16 protein-coding genes and 2 pseudogenes are annotated in these 18745 nt (G+C 60.7%); 9 read left to right on the top strand and 9 right to left on the bottom strand.

Annotation, left to right across the window (positions count from 1 at the left end; all coding sequences use genetic code 11):
* Positions 1-123: 123 nt before the first annotated feature.
* Positions 124-1203, bottom strand: coding sequence for an AI-2E family transporter (locus GHK62_RS17335; protein ID WP_327791001.1), 1080 nt, complete (start codon positions 1201-1203; stop codon positions 124-126).
* A 124-nt stretch (positions 1204-1327) separates the two neighbouring features.
* On the bottom strand, positions 1328-2071 hold the full coding sequence (locus GHK62_RS17330; protein WP_153440388.1) for an endonuclease/exonuclease/phosphatase family protein: 744 nt from the start codon (positions 2069-2071) through the stop codon (positions 1328-1330).
* Between the two features lie 79 nt (positions 2072-2150).
* On the opposite strand from GHK62_RS17330, the gene GHK62_RS17325 reads away from it, so the two are divergent.
* On the top strand, positions 2151-3092 hold the full coding sequence (locus tag GHK62_RS17325) for a lysylphosphatidylglycerol synthase domain-containing protein (RefSeq protein WP_153440387.1): 942 nt from the start codon (positions 2151-2153) through the stop codon (positions 3090-3092).
* On the opposite strand, the pseudogene GHK62_RS17320 reads toward GHK62_RS17325, so the two are convergent.
* Positions 2987-4580 (bottom strand): annotated as a pseudogene (locus tag GHK62_RS17320) (phospholipase D-like domain-containing protein). The gene GHK62_RS17325 and the pseudogene GHK62_RS17320 overlap by 106 nt on opposite strands.
* Before the next feature lie 300 nt (positions 4581-4880).
* Between GHK62_RS17320 and GHK62_RS17315 the strand changes: the two are divergent.
* On the top strand, positions 4881-5240 hold the full coding sequence (locus GHK62_RS17315; RefSeq protein ID WP_184108474.1) for a low affinity iron permease family protein: 360 nt from the start codon (positions 4881-4883) through the stop codon (positions 5238-5240).
* A gap of 158 nt (positions 5241-5398) precedes the next feature.
* Here GHK62_RS17315 and GHK62_RS17310 read toward each other — a convergent pair whose 3' ends face one another.
* The 3 genes and pseudogenes from GHK62_RS17310 to GHK62_RS17300 form a co-directional block, all read right to left on the bottom strand.
* Entirely contained in the window at positions 5399-5602 is a 204-nt protein-coding gene (locus GHK62_RS17310; RefSeq protein WP_153440384.1) for a CsbD family protein, read from the bottom strand.
* Between the two features lie 562 nt (positions 5603-6164).
* A complete protein-coding gene (locus GHK62_RS17305) occupies positions 6165-6656 on the bottom strand; it encodes a YciE/YciF ferroxidase family protein (protein WP_153440383.1) in 492 nt (163 codons plus the stop codon).
* A gap of 318 nt (positions 6657-6974) precedes the next feature.
* Positions 6975-7302: pseudogene (locus GHK62_RS17300) on the bottom strand (sugar phosphate isomerase/epimerase family protein); the annotation flags it as partial.
* 174 nt (positions 7303-7476) lie between these two features.
* Here GHK62_RS17300 and GHK62_RS17295 point away from each other — a divergent pair.
* From GHK62_RS17295 to GHK62_RS17265, 7 genes are all read left to right on the top strand, one after another.
* Positions 7477-8652, top strand: a complete 1176-nt coding sequence (locus GHK62_RS17295) for an ABC transporter ATP-binding protein (protein WP_153440382.1) — start codon at positions 7477-7479, stop codon at positions 8650-8652.
* A complete protein-coding gene (locus GHK62_RS17290; RefSeq protein ID WP_153440381.1) occupies positions 8645-9877 on the top strand; it encodes an ABC transporter substrate-binding protein in 1233 nt (410 codons plus the stop codon). The genes GHK62_RS17295 and GHK62_RS17290 overlap by 8 nt, the downstream gene beginning before the upstream one ends.
* Positions 9878-9895: 18 nt before the next feature.
* Entirely contained in the window at positions 9896-10852 is a 957-nt protein-coding gene (locus GHK62_RS17285; RefSeq protein WP_153440380.1) for a carbohydrate ABC transporter permease, read from the top strand.
* Entirely contained in the window at positions 10845-11657 is an 813-nt protein-coding gene (locus GHK62_RS17280; RefSeq protein WP_153440379.1) for a carbohydrate ABC transporter permease, read from the top strand. Before GHK62_RS17285 ends, GHK62_RS17280 begins: the two co-directional genes overlap by 8 nt.
* 3 nt (positions 11658-11660) lie before the next feature.
* Positions 11661-13373, top strand: a complete 1713-nt coding sequence (locus GHK62_RS17275; RefSeq protein ID WP_153440378.1) for an amylo-alpha-1,6-glucosidase — start codon at positions 11661-11663, stop codon at positions 13371-13373.
* Between the two features lie 4 nt (positions 13374-13377).
* Positions 13378-14412: a LacI family DNA-binding transcriptional regulator gene (locus GHK62_RS17270; protein WP_153440377.1), complete on the top strand. Its 1035-nt coding sequence runs from the start codon at positions 13378-13380 to the stop codon at positions 14410-14412.
* Between the two features lie 234 nt (positions 14413-14646).
* Positions 14647-16659 (top strand): beta-galactosidase, encoded by a 2013-nt coding sequence (locus GHK62_RS17265; RefSeq protein ID WP_167528279.1) that lies wholly within the window; start codon positions 14647-14649, stop codon positions 16657-16659.
* A 39-nt stretch (positions 16660-16698) separates the two neighbouring features.
* Here the strand turns inward: GHK62_RS17265 and GHK62_RS17260 are convergent, their stop codons facing one another.
* The 3 genes from GHK62_RS17260 to GHK62_RS17250 all read right to left on the bottom strand — a co-directional run bounded on the left by GHK62_RS17260 (position 16699) and on the right by GHK62_RS17250 (position 18314).
* The gene (locus GHK62_RS17260) at positions 16699-17028 is read right to left on the bottom strand and encodes a cupredoxin domain-containing protein (RefSeq protein ID WP_153440376.1); all 330 of its coding nucleotides are present in this window, start codon (positions 17026-17028) and stop codon (positions 16699-16701) included.
* On the bottom strand, positions 17025-17549 hold the full coding sequence (locus GHK62_RS17255; protein WP_153440375.1) for a DUF4142 domain-containing protein: 525 nt from the start codon (positions 17547-17549) through the stop codon (positions 17025-17027). The genes GHK62_RS17260 and GHK62_RS17255 overlap by 4 nt, the downstream gene beginning before the upstream one ends.
* Positions 17550-17630: 81 nt before the next feature.
* Positions 17631-18314 carry an RNA polymerase sigma factor gene (locus GHK62_RS17250; RefSeq protein ID WP_153440374.1) on the bottom strand — a complete coding sequence of 228 codons (684 nt, stop codon included), beginning with the start codon at positions 18312-18314 and terminating at the stop codon, positions 17631-17633.
* Between the last annotated feature and the right edge of the window lie 431 nt (positions 18315-18745).

Raw genomic sequence — 18745 nt, 5'->3', positions numbered from 1 at the left:
ACCGGCATCTCACAAGCAACCTTTTCCAATCATGCCGGATGGTCCTACTGTTGAGGTCGAGTTGTCGGCCTGCTGGGGAGCGGCGCTCATAACGGAGCCGCCCGCTTGCTAAAGCGCGGGTTGTCACTCTTGATGTCTGTCGCCGTTGTCCTCGGCCGCTTGTTCGCCCGCAAGCGTGGGAAACACCGACCACGCCGCCAGGAACAGCGCGGCGATCACCGGACCGACGACAAAGCCGTTGGGACCAAACGTGGCGATGCCTCCGAGCGTCGAGATCAGCACCAGGTAGTCGGGGATCCTGGTCTCCTTGCCGATGAGCGTCGGCCGTAACAGGTTGTCCACAAGCCCAATAACCAGCATTCCGTAGACGAGCAGAACAACGCCCTGCCATATCGCCCCCGCGGCCAGCAGGTAGATAGCAATGGGTCCCCATACAAGACTGGTCCCCACCACCGGCAGAAGTGCGAAAATGACCATCACCGTGCCCCAAAGAACGGGGGCTCTGATATCGAGCATCCAAAGGATCAGTGCGCCGAGCGTCCCCTGCACGAGCGCCACCACGATGCTGCCTTTGACGATGGCGTTGATTGTCAACGCGAAGCGGCTGAACAGCGCTTGGCGGACTCCGCCACTGAGCGGCATCGCTTCGCCGACCAGCCGCAGCAGTTCGCGCCCATCACGCAGCAGGAAAAAGAGCAGGTAGAGCATCACGAAGAAACTCGCGATGAGGTGGAACGTTGACTGTCCAATGTTGATCGCCTTACCCGCCACGAATTGACCGCTCTCCACAAGCGCATTCAGCAGCCGCGCGCGCAGCGCGGCAGCGTCAGGCAGCTCTATGCGGTTGAGGAGGCCGTCCAGCCAGTCTGGCAACATGTCGCGTAGCGCTTGGACGTCGATGTCGATAACGATCTGACCCGCTGCGACGGCTTGATAAACGGAGACCGCCTCGCGGAAGATGAGGTTCGCGATGAGCAGAAAGGGCAGGATCACCATCACCAGAATGATCACCAAAGTGATGAGCGCAGCGATGTTGCGCCGGCCAGGAATTTGCCGAAGGATGCCGCGGTTCAGGGGCGCGAACAGCACGGCGAGTACGATCGCCCAGAGGATGGCGCCCGAAAATGTCCACAGCACCGACGCGAAGGCCAACGATACCGCGGCGGTCAGCAAGATAAAGGTCTTGTATTCGACTTGCCGCACGATCAGCGTTCCGACGCTCTTGGCCGCCTCATGACCGCGCCTTCGGGACGGTCGGGACTTTGCACTTGTTATAGCCGCTGGCCCGCTTTGATGACCCGAAGCCCATTCTTTATACCTTTGTGCATCAGTCGTGTGTCTTGGAGAGATCGATCTCCAGTTCTGCGACGAGAGGTAGATGATCGGAGGCGACGCGCGCCAAGGCGGTATTGTGCACCTTGCAATGCGTCACGTCTATTTCTTCACCGACGAAGACGTGGTCTATCCGCAAGAGCGGCAATCTCGAGGGAAAGGTCGGTCGCGGCCTTGCATTGACCTGGAGTTGCACGTCCCTAAGCTGTCGAGCCACGAGCCTGTAGGACGCCGACCTCGCCGTGGCGTTGAGATCGCCGGCCAGGACCACGGGCGCCTCCCGCTGATTTATTCCGCCGAGCCAACCTGGTCCCAAAAGCGTCGTTGCCTGGCGCACGCGCTCGGAACCACGCAGTCCGAGGTGCGTGACGAAGACTTGAAGCTTGACGTCAGCCAGATCGACTTCCACCCAGAGCGCCCCTCGTGGCTCGCCGACGGACGGCAGGGCGGCGGCTTTGACCAGGCGCATGGGCAAGGCAGTCAACACCGCATCTCCGTACTTTTCGTCCTTCAGGTGGAGAGCCGGATGAAATTCCGCCTGCATCTGCAGATGCGCGGAAATCATGTGTGCCTGGTCAATTCCGCCGCTGCGTGCACGGCCGACATCCACTTCCTGCAGGGCGATAATATCCGGCCGGCATTCGTTGATGACTGCAGCGATACGGGCGGGGTCGAGCTTGCGGTCGGTGCCGAAGCAACTGTGCACGTTATAGGTGAGGAAACGTATCCGCCGTCGCATGATCTCACTTCGGTGGTCTCGCGTTTTGGAACACGCGGGAGCTGCTTTTCGTTCCGGTGGAGGTGTAGGAACAGCACGGATGACCATGAAGCTTTTTGCAAGATTGATTGTCGTTGCCGCCATCATGCTTGCGGGCTGGTTGATCTATCGCACCCTCAGCAGGTATAGCGTTGACGAGATCACGACCTCGATCATGCAAATTCCTTCGGGACATCTGCTCACCGCTGTCGGCTTTGTCTTTCTGTCTTATTTTTGTCTGACGTTTTTCGATGCGCTTGCCGTGCGTTATGTCGGGCGAGAGCTTGCCTACACACAAGTCGCCGTCGCCTCGTTCACCAGCCTTGCGATCGGCCACAATGTCGGAGGCGCGGCTTTAAGCAGTGGAGCGGTCCGATATCGCTTCTATTCGCGCTGGGGGCTGAATGCCGAAGAAGTCGCAAAAATCATTCTCTTCTGCGGAGTCACCGTGGGTCTGGGTCTTATCACATTGGCTGGTCTTTGTTGTCTGGTCATGCCGGCGGGTCCCGCGCGGATCATCGGATTGTCCCAAACCGGCGTCCTCATCCTCGGCGCGACCTGCATTGCCGCCTCGAGCGGTTACTTGCTTCTTGCATGCTTTCTCAAAGGGTCGGTTCGGGTATTTCGCTGGAGCTTCGAAATGCCGTCGGTGCCGATCGCGGTCTGCCAGCTAATCGTTGGCACAGTCAATTTCCTTTTTGTCAGTGCGTGCCTGCATCAGTTGTTGCTCGCTTTCGGAGATCCAAGCTTCTTCGATACGGCGACAGCGTATGTAAGCGCCAATGCGGCTGCACTCGTCAGCCATGTTCCGGGAGGCATTGGTGTGATCGAGGCAACGGTGGCATTCCTGCTCGGCGGTTCGGCGAGCATCGGTGCTTTGATCGCCTTTCGGGCAATCTATTTCTTCCTGCCGCTGCCGCTCGGGTTGCTTTCGCTTTCGATTGCCGAGCTCGTCGTTCGTCGGGACGACGGGAGAAACCTGGCGAGCAAGGCGAAGACCTGACCTCCCCAGCGTCTTATCAATTTATGCATGCGGTAAAACGGTCGTATCGGCCTGCGCGGATCGACAAGGTCTGTACCCCAGACAAGGTTGGTCGCTCCACCGTTGTCGACGCCATCGAACGCCCGTATGCCACGACGGCGCGTGTTTAATCTGTCGACAGCCGCGACCAGAGAGCCAGTGTCCCTTAACGTGCTCTCGATGTCGCTCGTGTCAACGCCGAGATGTTCCGCCAAAAGCCCGTTGCGAACACTGACGATTGCGGCACTGTGCTCTTCGTTCGTGGCTTCCACCGCGACGTCGCATTCCGTGTCGAGGCTTTCGGAGCGATGATTGAAATTCGATGAACCGACGCGGAGAAACCGGTCGTCGATCGCGACCACCTTGGAATGGATCAAGACCTCCTGTTCCGAACCATCGCCCGCAGGCACGACCGGGTAGCCGACCCGCAGCCTGCCATAACGGTCAGCCTGCTTCAGCCGTCGAATGAGGCGGTCGCGATTTCCCCCCATGAAAATCTTCTCGAGGAAGCCATGCGAATTGCGGGTGGTGACAATGACGATTTCAGGACCATCCGGCTCCTTCAGTCGTCGGCACAGCAATGCGCCGATCTTCCGCGAGGCAAAATATTGGTTCTCGATGTAGATGTGGCGTCGCGCGCTGCGTAGAGCGTCGAGTGTGAGGCGCAGCGCTTCTCGCCGACCTTTTCCCTTTCTGATCGCAGGCTCGGTGCGTGCAATCGCAACCGGACAGTTCTTCAGCATCGGGATTTCGCCGGCGGGCCACGCACCTCTCGCTGCGCGTGGCGCTTCAATTTCAGCGCCGGTTGACGCCTTCCAGCGGGAGCGGCAGAGGTCTCCAATCGCGCGGCTGGCGTCTCCATCCAGCACCACTTCGATGTCATGTACGGGATCGTAGGATTGACCGTCGGGATCGCGGCGGATCTCATTATCCGCCAGGTGAGCTGGTGTATCCCAGCGCCGCGCAGTCAGGTCGATGCCCCCGACGAAGGCGATGCCGTCGTCGATGGAGATGAGCTTCTGGTGATGCGAACCGCGGAGCGCACGATGGCTCGCGAAGCGAAGTTCGATCTGGGAATGGTCGGCCCATTTCTGCTTGCGAAACAGCCGCAGCGACTTTCCAGAATAGATCGGCCCCATCGCCCAGACGAGAATGCGAATCTTGAGGTTCGGCTTTTGAGCGGCCAAGCGCTCCAGCAGATTGCCGAGCGATTCCGCATGCGGATCGTCTGGGCGCAACTTGATGCGTGGATCAAAATCCCACCCGGTTATCCAGATTTGCTCTTCCGCGTCCTCGAATGTGCGTTCGAGACAAGCGTAGTAGGCAGCGGCATCGATGAGAAAGGATATGCGTCTTGCCGGCACGCTGCGCCAGGCATTTTCCGCCTCCTTGACAATTGGTTCGCCCGCCCGACCCTCTCGGTCAGTTTTCCTTCCGCTAAATACGCTTTTCCAAACCAAGATTTTGCATCCCGTCGGTTGCGCCTGCAAAGGAATTGATTTCAACCGCGATTTGTTCCTGCGGCGGCGGAACAAGGGGCGCTCAATAGCAAAGCCAAACGTCGCAAGATGTTATCGGAGCGATGTGGCGGGGCTTCAGAAACAACTGGGAAGTCGAGTCCTGGACGAATGACGGAAAACTGCGTCACCCCTCGTTCGAGGGGATAGGGGAGGCGGCTGATGGTGCGAGCATGCGTCAGAAGAATACCTAGTCCGGACTAGATCTGCCTTCGCGCGTTAATGAGAGCACCTATGTATGGGAGAATTGATAGTGGATCGCTTCCTTTTCCGAACGGCCGATTTTCTTTCTCGCCCCCCCGGCTTCTATTTCGTAATTGCCGCAATGGTTGTCAGCACCGCTTTGGTGCCCTTCGGCTTCACTAACGTCGTCACCTATGCATTGTCAGTCGCAGCAATAGTGATCACCAGCGTCGTTTTAATCCAAGACTACCGTGACACGGCGGCAATCCACGCCAAGCTTGACGAAATCATCGTATCGATGCGTGAGACCCGGAACGAGGCGGTCGGCCTCGAGCACGAACATCCAGAGTACATCGAGGCGACAATCGCGCGGCTCGAAGGGGAAGCTGAAAACCGTGCAGAGGCCGATCGAGAGACAACAACTCCATAGGGGAGTTTGTGTGTGCCCACGGCTGGCGACGTTCACCGTAATCGCGCCACAGCTCGTGGCGACGACAACTGCTTTGATCGCTGCGCTAATGTCAGTGGAGGGTCTTGTGACTCTCACCAGCACTACGAAGCGAGGATACTCTTGCAAGCGAACGGCATTTACCAGGACTGGCGGTTGCACCAATCATTGACGTCCTGGCGCACCCGGTCGCGTTCGATGCCGTAGCGTTCCTGGATCTTGCCTTCGAGCTGATCGCGGTTGCCAGCGATTTGATCCAGATCGTCATCAGTGAGCTTGCCCCACTGCTCCTTGAGCTTGCCTTTGGCCTGCTTCCAGTTGCCTTCTACTCGGTTCCAATCCATCGTGGATCCTCCTGAACTCACTAAACCGTAGAGCCCAACCAGCAACAGACGATTTTGTTCTCCATAGCTCTTAAGCCGGCGCCCAGAGTGCTCAATCCGGCCACCCGGCATGCCTTTGGAAACTTTTTTCGCTCGGAGACCGGCTCTCGGGCCAACGCCGGTTGACCGTTCAAAGAACGCGAGCGTTCGACATGAACGTGCAGAAGGGAACGACGAGATCAGAACCGACACGCCGGGGAGCTACGGCATCCATCGTTCAAGCGGATCAGGGAAGCGGCGGACGGGGTGGGGGGCGAGTACGTCGCCGCGGGCAGACAGGAGCGTGCGCTCGAGAATGGTGCGCCCCTACCTCCATTATCCGCGCCGTCGCCAGACGCGCGCCGCGCGCCAGGCCTTCATCGATTTCTTCCGGCAGGGGAGTGACGGCGACCGGCGTCTGCAGCGCCGCGCGTCTTGTCAGACGCACAAATGACGCTGTAGCACTTCGAGCCGCTGCATGTTTTTATCCTTAAATCGGCTACGATTTACGGAAACATGCAATAGCGCCGGCCGCCGCGAACGATCATGCGGCCTTCTTGTTCGCTTGCGCCATGGCGAGTTTCGTCAGGTTCTCGTCGGTCGCGAATTCTTCCTTCAGCGTCTTGTCGAGAAGCGATACGGCGTCCTTCAGACCGATCGTTTGTGCCCAGGTCTTCAAGGTGCCGTAGCGAGCGATTTCGTAATGCTCGACGGATTGCGCGGCGGAGATCAGGCCGGCGTCGAGTGCGGGAGTGCCCTTGAACTCCTCCATGATCTCCTCACCTTCGGCAATAATGCCTTCGATCGCCTCGCAGGTTTTACCCTGTGCGCGTTTGCCGATCATGTCGAAGACCTGCTGCAGCCGCTCGACATGGGTTTCCGTCTGTTCCCTGTGCTTCTCGAAAGCGGCCTTGAGTTCCGGTGTCTGTGCGCCGCGTGCCATCTTCGGCAAGGCCCTTAGGATCTTTCGTTCGGCGTAATAGATGTCTTTCAGGGTATCGTGGAAGAGGTCGTTCAGGGTTTTTTCCTTGGCCATTTTTCGGCGTCCTTTCGGGTCGTGATTTGCGGTAGCGCCAAGGAAACACCGTCGAACGGTGTTTGTTCCGGGCGGGCAGTTTGTCGCGTAGCTGCACTCCTCACCTCGAATATCCGGAGGGACCGGCCCTGTCCAAGCCTCGGAAATCGGGTGGCCGCGTGGCGCCGGATCTGGGATTCCTTTGTCGCGATCGAGAAAGGAATCCGTGATGCCAAGACTTGAACGAACCGCGATCTTACCGATCACGTAGTCAGCCGTGTGTCATAGCCGGGCGACGCCGGTAAAATTCGATAGGCTTACCGATAACTACGCTGCGCGGCCGGCGCCGACGGCAATATAGTTCCAGCTACAGTTGGCGACGTCGGTGACCTCCTTCAGCTCGAGCAGGCCGTTCACATCCGCGAGGCCGCGTTCGATGCGGGTGTCCTTGCCGTGGCAATGGTGTATTGCCGAACCAGCGCGCGGGCGGAGGCGATCGGATCCGCCCCATCCACATCAGATGCGAGGGGTCGAGGTTCATCCCGACCGTCGGGCCGACCTCATTGCGCAGGCGGAAAAGAGTCTCGGGATTCCACACAAGCATCGCCGAGAAGTTTTCGAGCGCCTATGTCTCGACTCCCACCAGGTGGTGCCAAAGCGGGAAGGCAGGGCAGTGGGGGGTGTCGGGCCTTGGCTGCGACTTCACCGGCCGTTCACAGCAATTTCTAAGATAACTTAGTTTTCGCTTTACAAGGAAATTAAACGTTTTTATCGTGAATAAAAACGTTTAACAAAGCATTTGGGGCGTCGATCTGCCTCATGCGTTCGGGGAGAGACTTATTTGGCAGCAATCCGCATCGAAAATCTTCGCAAGGGCTTCGGCTCGCTGGAAGTGTTGAAAGGCATCGACCTCGAGATTGCCGATGGCGAGTTTGTCTGCTTCCTCGGGCCGTCGGGCTGCGGCAAGAGCACGCTGTTGCGCTCGATCGCCGGGCTCGAAAATCTCGATGACGGCTCGATCCGTCTCGGCGAACGCGACATCACCGACCTGCCGTCGGCCAAGCGCGACATCGCGATGGTGTTTCAGAACTACGCGCTCTACCCGCACATGAACGTCCGAAAGAACCTCTCCTTCGGCCTGGCGCTGAACGGCATGAGGCGCGAGGAGATCGATCGGCGCGTCAATAACGCGGCCGAGATTCTCCGGATCGCTGAGCTCCTCAACCGCAAGCCCCGTCAGCTCTCCGGCGGTCAGCGCCAGCGGGTCGCGATCGGGCGCGCCATCGTACGCGAGCCGAAGCTTTTTCTGCTCGATGAACCGCTCTCCAATCTCGATGCGGGGCTGCGTGTGACGATGCGCGTCGAGCTCTCAGCGCTGCACGAGCGCCTCGGCGTGACAATGATCTATGTGACGCATGACCAGGTCGAGGCTATGACGCTCTCCGACCGCGTCGTCGTGCTCGACAAGGGCAAGGTCAGCCAGTTCGGCACGCCGCTGGAACTGTTCTACCAGCCGGCAAATCTTTTCGTCGCCGGCTTCATCGGCTCCCCCCGGATGAATTTCATTGCCGCCAATGTCGTGGGCGAAAGCGCGGCGGGCATCGGGCTTGCCGGTGGCGGGCTCGCGCGCGAGCTTTCGCTCGATGCGCTTTCACCCCGGTCGATCGGCCGCGATCGCCCGGTGACGCTCGGAATCCGTCCGGACAAGCTGGAGCTGACTTCACGCGAGGAGGCGCACCTTGCCGGCAACGTCCGCCTCGTGGAGCGGCTCGGCACCGAAAGCCACGTGCACATCAGCCTCGACGGCGGCGGCGAGCTCACCGCGGTCGTGCGCGGCACGCATCCGGTTTCGGCCCGCGAGCGGGTCCATATCCGCATTCCTTCCGAGCATTGCCATCTGTTCGATGCCGACGGGAATGCGGTCGCGCGGCGGCTCGATGCCGAGACTGAGGCGCTCATCAATCAAGAAAAGGGAAGGGGCCCGCGTGGCCCGGTTTTGGAGGAGAGACATGCATAACGTGACGAAGTCGATGATCGGCTCGCTTTTGGCGCTGTCGCTGACCGGTGCTGCGGCCGCGCAGGCGGAGGAGACCCTGCGGTTTGCGACCTGGGACACGGACGAGAGCCTTGCCATCCAGCAGGCGATCGCCAAGAAGTTCGAGGAGAAGCATCCGGGCGTGAAGGTCCAGGTCGAGCCCTATGCTGACGGCTACGACCAGAAACTCGTCGCCGCCTTCGGTGCCGGCAACCCGCCGGACGTCATGTACATGTGGAATTTCCCGCAATATTACACGTCGTTGATGCCGCTCGACGACCTGATCGCGCGCGACGCCGCCGAGATCAAGCCGGACGATTTTCCCCAAGGATTGATGAACACGACGCGCGTCGAGGGCAAGACCTATGGCATGCCCTCGGGCTTCACCACGCAGGTCGTTTTCTACAACAAGGAGATGTTCGCGAAGGCAGGCGTCGAGGAGCCGAAGGACGGCTGGACCTGGGACGATCTGCGCGCCAAGGCGGCAGAATTCCGCGATGAGGCGAACAAGGTTTACGGCTTTGCCGTCGACGCCAAGCCCGATCCCTACGACTTCGAGCAGTTCCTGTGGTCGAACGGTACCAAATACATCTCCGACGACGGCAAGGAAATCGACGGCTACATGAACAGCGACGCGGCCGCGCAAGTGCTCGACATGTTTGCCGATATGGCCAGGACGCAGGAGGCGGTGACTCTCAATCTCGGCGACGATACTTCGGGCGCGACGCTCTTCAAGGGCGGCAAGATCGCCATGTTCCAGAGCGCCATGTGGTCGAAGGCGGGCATCGATGCGGCCGGCTTCAGCTATGGCGTGGCGCCGCTGCCGAAGTTCGGCGATCGTGTCGCTCATTCGGCGCTCGGGGTATCGGCGATCTCGATCGCCAAGGACGCCGCCCATCCGGATCTCGCCTGGGAATTCGTAAAGTTCTTCTCGTCTCCGGAAGCGGTCGCCATGCGCACCAACGACCTGCCGGTTCGCACCAGCGTTGCCGAAGAGAAGGGCATGACCAAGGATCCGATCTACAAGCCGTTCTTCGACATCCTCGCGACGTCGAACACGGAGACCCATGCCTATTTGAAGAACGCCAATTGGGGCAAGATCCAGGACAATTTGGCGCGCGCCATCGAGGCGACGATGATCGACCAGGGCAACGCCAAGGCGCATCTGGACGATGCCGTGGCTCGCTCGAAGCGTCTGTTGAAATAAGCTGAGGAGCTCGGGGAAATGGACATGGCCTATGCCGGAACGAAGGCAGGAGTGGCGCGCCGTAAGCGAGCGACCGTCGGGCGTCATATGGCGCCTTATCTCTTCATTTCCCCGTGGATCCTCGGCTTTCTGTTCTTCACGCTCGGGCCGCTCCTGTTTTCGCTGACGATGAGCTTCTACGACTGGCCGGTGGTCGGCGAGCGCACTTTTGTCGGCCTCGACAACTACCGTTCGATGTTTACGGAGGATCCGCAGTTCTGGGAAAGCCTCTGGATCACGGTGAAGTTCGCGGCGATCTACGTGCCCTTCAATATCGTGATGTCGTTCCTGCTGGCGTTGATGTTGCACCACGTGACCTTTGCCAGCGGCTTCTTCCGCACCGCCTTCTACCTGCCGAGCGTCATATCCGGCGTCGCACTGGTGACGATCTGGAGCTGGATCTACAGCAAGGAATACGGTCTCTTGAACTTCATGCTGTCGCTCGTCGGCATCAACGGCCCGAACTGGCTCGGCGACCCAAACCTCGCGATCGTCGCGATCATCATCGCCAGCCTCTGGGGCCTCGGCGGCACGATGCTTATCCTCCTGACCGGCCTCAAGGCGATCCCGAAGGAGCTTTATGAGGCGGCGACCGTTTCGGGTGTTCCCGGCTGGGCGCAGATGCTGTTCATCACCCTGCCGATGCTCGGGCCGATGCTCATCTTCACCTTCATCACGTCGATCATCTCCGCATTCCAGCAACTGACGATCGCGCTGCTTCTGACGAAGGGCGGCCCGCTCGGCTCCACTTATTTCTTCGCCATGTACATCTACGACAACGCCTTCAAGTATTTCGACATGGGTTATGCCGCGGCCGGCTCCTGGGTGATGTTCGTCATCGTGCTTGCCTTGAGCCTCCTGGTCATGCGCTGGTCGGCCGCCTGGGTCTACTACGAAGGCGAGATCCGCCAGACCGACGGAGAGCGCAATGCGTAAGACCTTCCTCTATTCGGCGCTGATCCTTGCCTCGGCGCTCTTCATCGCGCCGTTCTACTGGACCTTCATGACGGCGATCAAAAGTTCGGCTGAACTCTACCAGTTTCCGCCGGTCTTCTGGCCGTCCGAGTGGCACTTCGAGAATTTTGCCGCCGCCTGGAATAAGCAGCCTTTCGGTACCTATCTCTCGAATTCGGTAATCGTTGTCGTCTTCTCGACGGTCGGGCAACTCTTCTCGAGTTCGCTCGTCGCCTTCGGCTTTGCCCGCTTCCGTTTCCCGGCGCGCGATGCGCTCTTCATCCTGCTGCTCGCGACGATGATGATCCCGTGGGACGTGAAGATGATCCCGCTCTACATGGAGTTCAACATGCTGGGCTGGATCAACACACTCAAACCCTTGATCGTGCCCGCCTATTTTGCCGACGCCTTCTTCGTCTTCCTGCTCCGGCAGTACATCATGACGGTGCCGATGGAGATCGACGAGGCGGCACGCATGGACGGAGCGAACAGTTTTGACATCTACGGGCGCATCCATCTGCCGCTCATGATGCCGGCACTGGTACTGGTCGGGACCTTCCACTTCATGAATGCCTGGAACGACTATCTCGGCCCGCTGATCTACCTCAACGACCAATCGAAATACACGCTGACGCTCGGGCTTTCGATGTTCAAGGGCCTGCATGAGGTGGACGTGACCTCGATCGCGGCGATCACGGTGATCCTCTGCCTGCCGCCGCTCGTCCTCTTCTTCCTGGCGCAGCGCTATATCATGGATGGCGCAGTCGGTTCGTCGGTGAAGGGATAAGCCATGCTTTTCGACATCGAGCATATTCCCTTCAGCCGGAGGGGACGCTTCCTGACGCTTTCGATGATGCGGGTGCCGGGCCGCGAGGGTAACCGGGCGCTCTATCTGAGGCATGTCAGCGGCGGCGACGAGCGTGCCTCGCTCGGCCGGCTCTGCCGCGTCGAATTCCTGGATTTAGCGGGCGAGATCGCCGAAGCGCGCTTCGATCTCTCGCCGGACCAGCTCGTCGCGCGGATCGGCGAAGGTTGCGTTCGCTTCGTCATTGGCGAGGGGGAGCGGCTGCATCTCAAGGGCGCGCGCGCAGGCGTTCGCTTCCATCTCGAAGGTTCGCGCTACGACTACGTCTATCGCACGCCCGCCGGCGAGGATTGCCTCGTGGCGGCCGCTGAGAACGTAAAATTCATCCCCCGGGCAGTCTCGGGAGGCCTCGCGATCTGCGGTGAATGGCAACGCGATCATTCGAGCGAAGTCTCCTTCACTTTCTCTGGTGATGGCGGGTTCGAGGGTAATGTGGATTTCTTCCGCGCCTTGCCGCCGGCGGAAACGCCAGGCAGCTTCGACGAGGCGCATGCGGGTGCGACGGCGGAGTTTGTCGCCTGGCATCGGTCCGTTCCCGCCGGTGTGCCGGGCGGGGAGGAGGCGCATCGGCTTGCCGCCTATCTGCTCTGGACGAACGGCGTGCCCGTCGGCGGTGCGCTGACGTGCCCGGCGATTTACATGTCGAAGAACCACATGATCAACATCTGGAGCTGGGACAACGCCTTCTCGGCGTTGGGCGTTGCAGCCTTCGACGAAAATCTTGCTTTCGACCAGTTCGCCGCGATCTTCGATCACCAGCATCCCTCCGGCCTGCTACCCGACTATGTGAACGACCGCGACGTGCTCTTCGCCTTTACCAAACCGCCGGTGCACGGTTGGGCCGTGTCCTGTATTGCCGCGACGCAGCCGAATTTCCTGACGCCCGAGCGCAAAGCCTATCTCTCAAATGCGATCGGCCGGCAGGTCGCCTATTGGCTCACCTATGCTCGAGCCGCACAGCACGAACTGCCGGGCTATTTCCATGGCAACGACAGCGGCTGGGACAATGCGAGTTTCTTCGCCGAAGGCGGTCCGGTTCTTTCTCCCGACCTGCCGGTATTCCTGATCCTTGCCTGCGAGGCTCTCGCCACGCTGCTCGAGGGCAATCCCAGCCGAGCCGCCATTTGGTCCGAGACGGCGGACAGGCTGCAGGCATTGCTGATCGAGAAGCTTTGGACCGGTGAGACATTCGGCGCGCGGCTTGCCCGCGAGCCGGGACGCGTTCTTGGCGGGGAAAGCCTGATCCAGTTCATGCCGCTGCTACTCGGCAAGCGTCTTCCGGCTGCGATACGCGACAAGCTTGTCGCGAGGCTCAGGAAGGGCGGGTTCATTACGGAATGGGGGCCGGCGACGGAGAGCCCGCAAAGTCGCTTCTACGAGGATGATGGCTATTGGCGCGGGCCGATCTGGGCGCCGACGACTTATCTCCTGTGGGACGGTTTGCGCCGGCAGGGCGAGGGTGCATTGGCGCGGGAAATCGCGCAAAAGTTCTGTGCACTTGCCAACAAAAGCGGTATGGCCGAAAACTTCGACGCACGGTCGGGGAGGGGCTTGCGCGACCGGGCGTTTGCCTGGACGTCGGCGGTCTATTTGCTGCTGGCGCAATCCCTCCACGACGAAAATCGGATCAAGAGCTGAACGCATGTCGCGACCGACGATCAAGACCATTGCGCAGGAAACGGGACTGTCGATCGCCACCGTATCCAAGGCGCTGAAACATTCGCCGCAGGTTCGCCCGGAAACGCGCGCGATCGTCTTCGATGCCGCCGAACGGATCGGCTACGAGCTCAACCTTCACGGCGTGCAGTTGCGTACCGGCAAGACCTTTCAGGTCGCGGCGATCATGACGGCACCGGGGCCGAAGCAGGACGAATGGGAGGGTGTCGAATACGCCCAGCTTTTGAGCGGCATCTCCTGGGCGCTGGAGGAAAGCCCCTATCGCGTCTCGCTCTACGCGGTGCGCGACTTCGAGGAAAGTCTTGCGACGCTGAAACAGATCGTTTCGCTGAAAAAGGCGGACGGCATCATCATTTCCGGCACGCGCGCCGACGATCCGCGCATTCGTGTGATGCAGGAGGCGGACTTTCCCTTCGTCACCTATGGCATGAGCATCGACAACGAGCCGCACGCCTATGTCGATGCCGACAACGAGCAGATGATCCGGGTGTCGATGGCACGGCTGATCGCGCGCGGCCACCGGCGGATCGCTCTGCTCAATCCGATGGAGCAACTGACTTACGGCATCGTCCGGCTGAAGAGTTACCGGGAGGCGCTCGAGACCGCCGGCCTGCCCTTCGATCCGGTCCTTGTCGCGCATGGTCGGCTGACGCCCGCTTTCGGTCGGGAGAACGTGATCGCGATGTCCGGTCTGGCCGACCCGCCTACCGCCTATATCTGCGCCAACGAAGCAACGGCGCTTGGCGCTTTTTCGGGCTTTCACGCGCGCGGCCTCGTCCATGGGCGCGACGCCGTGATCAACGCCACCGACGACTTGAACGTCAGTCAGTATTTCGCGCCGCCGATCACCACCTTTTACCTGCCGATCGGCGAGCCGAGTGCGCTGCTTGGCAAATTCATCCTGCGCCGCATGGAGGGGGAGCCGCCGGAGGCGCTGCAAACCTTGCTGATGCCCGATCTCATCGAGCGCTGCGACGATCGCCTGAGGCCGGAGCGCTGATTCAGGTCGCCGAAAAGTGTGCAGCGGTTTTGGGAGAACGACATGCATAAAAGCAATGACCTGAAGCGCGTCGCATGAGTCCGATTGAACGCGACGCGCTTTAGGGAGAGAAGCGAGCAGCCGTTTTCCCGACCAGAAATGTAAACGTTTTTATTCCGGCTTCGGCCGGTCCGTACTGCGGCGAGGGTCCTGCCTGATGTCGCCCTATTCAGAGAAGTGACAAAGGAACTCACCTTGCATCTGCCGCTGTCCAAACCCAACCGCTTCAATCCGGACCATCAGACTTCCGACATGCTCGAACTCGGCGTCTGCTACTATCCGGAGCAATGGCCGCGCGAGAAATGGGAGCAAGATGCGAACCGCATGGTGGAACTGGGGCTCGCCTGGGTTCGCATCGGCGAATTTGCCTGGGCGCGAATCGAGCCGAGCCCGGGCGAATTCCACTGGGAATGGCTGGACGAGGCGATCGACGTGCTTGGCGGCGCGGGGCTCAAGGTTATTCTCGGTACGCCGACCGCGGCGCCGCCGAAATGGCTGGTCGACCGTCACCCGGATATTCTGCCGGTCGATGCCCGCGGCGTCGTGCGCAAGTTCGGCGCGCGCCGGCACTATTGCTTTTCGAGCCGGCGCTACCGCGAGGAGGCGACCCGCATCACCGAAGCGATGGCTGCGCGCTACGGTGAAAACGCCTACGTGCATGCCTGGCAGACGGACAACGAATACGGCGATCACGACACGATCTACAGCTATTCCGATGAGGCGCTGCGTGCCTTCCGCCTGTGGCTCGCCGAACGCTATGAAACCGTCGACGAGCTGAATCGCGCCTGGGGTACCTCGTTCTGGGCCATGCATTACAACAGCTTCGACGAGGTGGAACTGCCGAACAATCTCGTCGAGGAGCCGAGCCCGACGCACATCGTCGATTTCATTCGCTTTTCCTCCGACCAGGTGAAGAGCTTCAACAGGGCGCAGGTCGATATCATCCGGGCGCATTCGCCGGGTCGCCCGGTGACGCACAACTTCATGTCGCAGAACACAGATTTCGACCACCACAAGGTCGGCGAGGACATCGACATCGCCTCCTGGGATGTTTATCCGATGGGCGGGCTGTTGAACGGCCGGCTCGCGGTGGAAGACAAGGCGCACTACATGCGCGTCGGCGATCCCGACCAGCCGGCGTTCAACCACGACCTCTACCGCTCCGTCGGCCGCGGCCGCGTCTGGGTGATGGAGCAGCAGCCGGGGCCGGTGAACTGGGCCGCGCACAACCAGTCGCCGGCCGACGGCATGGTGCGGCTCTGGACCTGGCTCGCCTATGCCCACGGCGTCGACATGGTGTCCTATTTCCGCTGGCGGCAGGTGCCCTTCGCGCAGGAGCAGTTCCACGCGGGGCTTTTGTTGCCGAACAGCGAAGCGGACCAGGGTTATCTCGAAGTGGCGCAAGTCGCCGAAGAGATGAAGGGGCTGCCGAAGGGCGAGAGGCGCGACAAGGCACAGGTCGCGATCCTGCTCGACTACAATTCCCGCTGGGCGACGCGGGCACTGCCGCAGGGCCGCAGCTATTCCGCAGCCGCCACGGCGCTCGACTGGTATTCAACCGTCTCGAGGCTGGGCGTCGATGTCGATTTCATCGGCCAGCATTCCGACCTCGACGGCTACCAACTGGTGCTGGCGCCCGATCTGGTCATTGCGGATGCGGCCTTTGTCGAGCGGCTGGCGAAATCGGGTGCAAAAGTTCTCTTCGGCGCGCGCAGCGGCAGCAAGACCGAGGATATGCACATTCCCGAGGGGCTGCCGCCGGGGCCGCTTTCAGCACTGATCGATGTCAGCATCGCCCGCGTCGAATCCCTGCCGGATTTCCACAAGGAAACCGTGCTCTATGGCAACGAGACCTTCGAGGCCGGCGTCTGGCGCGAGACCATCCGAACCAGCGAGATGGTGCTTGCCACGTTCGACGGCGAATACCGCAACGGCGCGCCGGCGCTTGTCGGCAACGACAAGGCGCGCTATCTCGCGACCGCCGCGCGTGGTGCCCTGCTCCAGAAGGTAATCGACGACGCGCTCGGCTGGGCCGGGGTGGAAAGCCTGAGCGACCTCGGCGATCTGCGGGTGACACGCCGCGGACGGCTCCGCTTTGCCTTCAATTTCGGCAAGACGACGGCAGAGGTTCCGGCGCCAGAGGCGGCCACGTTCCATGTCGGCGGACGAAGGCTTGCGCCGGTCGGCGTGGCCATTTGGACGGAGTGAGAGGAGGCCGGGCGGCCCGGCACTCCTGGCGTGTGGTTTTCAAGGGCGTACGGTGATGTGCCCCTTCATGTTGGGGTGGTAGCGGCAGATATAGTCGAAGCTGCCCGGCTCCTGCAGCCGGAGGCGACCTGATTTCTTCGCGGGGACGAGCACTTCCGCGCCTCCCGTCACCGTGGCGGTGTGAACGAGCGCATCCTTGTTGATCCACTCGACTTCATCTCCCACCTTGGCCTCGATCGCCGCAGGCGCGTAGGCGAGGCGGTCGATCGTCACCTCGATGGTTTCTGCCTGCGCGGGAACGGCGATGGCCGCAGTTCCCAACAACAGGGCGAGAAAAGCCGGTCTCACCGCGTTCGTTGCCGCGTTCATTTCAGCTCCGTCGCGATATGCTCGGCATGCTGCTGATGGCCCTGGAACAGCTTCAGCCCGGTCTCGAGCAGAGACTTGAGCTCGGCATTTTGCGCAGACGGGATCAGCAGGGTTTCCAGCGCGCCATTGACCTGCTTGTGATAGGCGACTTCGTTCTCGACATAGGCCTTGTCGAAGTCAGCGCCCGTCAGCTTCGCCAGCTCCGAACGCTTGGTTTCGGCCGCCTGCGACAGGGCCTTGCTGGTGTCGTTGTCCTCGGGCGTAACATTGAGCTTCTTGACGAGATCGAGTGCCTGCTTGTTCACCGACTCGTGGTCGCGCACCATGCTCTCGGCGAATTCTACGACGGCCTTGTTTTTCGACGTCGCAATGGCCTGTTTTGCCGCTTCGATATCGATCACACCTGCGGTGTAGGCGATATGCGCGATCTGTGGATCCGTCGGCTTGTCGGCGGCGAGCGCCCAATTGCCCCCGATCAACAGGGCGATCGCAGCGGCTGCGGTGGTTAGGCGGATGGTCATCGGATGTTCCTTTCCTCGAAGATCAAAGCGTGATGTGCAATTGACGTGCTTTGGATGCTTCGCGGATCGAAACGTTCCCGATTACTTGCCGCCGCCCTTCGGTTCCTGTTGCGAGATGCGAACGAGCACGGCCTCCGTCAGACGTTCACAACGTTTACCCGCGAAGGGGAAGGCGTCGAGCAGAAGCGGACCGATCTGTTTCTCCAGTTGCTCTTTGATGAGGTGTCGCGCGCGAAAGAGCCGTGTTCGGACGGTTTCGGGGCGAAGCGCCAGCAACTCGGCGGTGTCTTCGTTGCTGAGACCCTCGATCACCCGCATGACGAAGACGGTGCGGTAGATGTCCGGAAGCTGATCGGTCGCCTTTTCGACAAGGTCGAGAATCTGTCGCTGTGCCATTGTCTTTTCCGGATCGTCCGTGTCTGCGTTGCGCGGGAAGGCGATGATCTCCGCCTGATGGGTCTGCAACATGTCTTCGGCAAGCCGCCTCCGTCGCCGCCCCTGGCGCAGCCGCCCCAAGGCCTCGTTGATCACGATGCGCGAGAGCCATGTGGTGATCGCCGAGTCGCCGCGGAAGTCGGAAAAATGCGTGAAAGCGCGGACATAGGCCTCCTGGAGAACGTCCTCGGCATCACTGTTGTTCTGCACAATGCTGCGGGCAATGCGGTAGAGCTTGCGATTGTGCGTCCGCATAATGGCGCGGAAGGCGTCAATGTCTTGCGGCGATGCCTCGCGTTTTCGGGATGGGATCTTCTTAGTGATGGGCATGGTCAGGCCTCCTTGTCGCACATTGGATGCCGGACCCGCTGAAACGTTCCCAGATGTGCAGCAGAGCCATCTTATCGCGATCGCCCGCGCGCTTCGACCCCACAGCGCCGGGCGCCGTCTCAGACGCGCAAAGCACGCATCCAGGAGCCAGCAAAAAGAAAGCCCGGCGCGGGGGGAGGGGCGCCGGGCTTCCGAATCTGATCGGCAACTGGGAGGAGGATGGTTGCCGATCCCACGACAGGGCCGGGAGGAGGAGGCCCTGTCGATGATTCATACAATGGTATTGCGATGCAGCGCCTTCAAGTCCGAGGGGGCAGATTTTCTGAACGGCAACGGTGTCGGGCATGACGGCGCGCACGCGCATGGCCACCGTTCACCCCAAGCGATCCGCTTGCATTCGCCGCCGTCTGCGCCAGATTCAGAGGACCGAA

Source organism: Sinorhizobium terangae (assembly GCF_009601505.1).
Classification (GTDB): Bacteria; Pseudomonadota; Alphaproteobacteria; order Rhizobiales; family Rhizobiaceae; genus Sinorhizobium; species Sinorhizobium terangae.
This window is presented reverse-complemented; position numbering and strand designations above follow the sequence as displayed.

Excerpts from the sequence above, each read along its gene's own strand:
- GHK62_RS17250 (WP_153440374.1), bottom strand. The coding sequence starts at position 18,314 with ATGCCCATCACTAAGAAGATCCCATCCCGAAAACGCGAGGCATCGCCG.
- GHK62_RS17275 (WP_153440378.1), top strand. The coding sequence starts at position 11,661 with ATGCTTTTCGACATCGAGCATATTCCCTTCAGCCGGAGGGGACGCTTC.
- GHK62_RS17280 (WP_153440379.1), top strand. The coding sequence starts at position 10,845 with ATGCGTAAGACCTTCCTCTATTCGGCGCTGATCCTTGCCTCGGCGCTC.
- GHK62_RS17260 (WP_153440376.1), bottom strand. The coding sequence starts at position 17,028 with ATGAACGCGGCAACGAACGCGGTGAGACCGGCTTTTCTCGCCCTGTTG.
- GHK62_RS17325 (WP_153440387.1), top strand. The coding sequence starts at position 2,151 with ATGACCATGAAGCTTTTTGCAAGATTGATTGTCGTTGCCGCCATCATG.
- GHK62_RS17290 (WP_153440381.1), top strand. The coding sequence starts at position 8,645 with ATGCATAACGTGACGAAGTCGATGATCGGCTCGCTTTTGGCGCTGTCG.
- GHK62_RS17330 (WP_153440388.1), bottom strand. The coding sequence starts at position 2,071 with ATGCGACGGCGGATACGTTTCCTCACCTATAACGTGCACAGTTGCTTC.
- GHK62_RS17310 (WP_153440384.1), bottom strand. The coding sequence starts at position 5,602 with ATGGATTGGAACCGAGTAGAAGGCAACTGGAAGCAGGCCAAAGGCAAG.
- GHK62_RS17285 (WP_153440380.1), top strand. The coding sequence starts at position 9,896 with ATGGACATGGCCTATGCCGGAACGAAGGCAGGAGTGGCGCGCCGTAAG.
- GHK62_RS17305 (WP_153440383.1), bottom strand. The coding sequence starts at position 6,656 with ATGGCCAAGGAAAAAACCCTGAACGACCTCTTCCACGATACCCTGAAA.
- GHK62_RS17255 (WP_153440375.1), bottom strand. The coding sequence starts at position 17,549 with ATGACCATCCGCCTAACCACCGCAGCCGCTGCGATCGCCCTGTTGATC.
- GHK62_RS17270 (WP_153440377.1), top strand. The coding sequence starts at position 13,378 with ATGTCGCGACCGACGATCAAGACCATTGCGCAGGAAACGGGACTGTCG.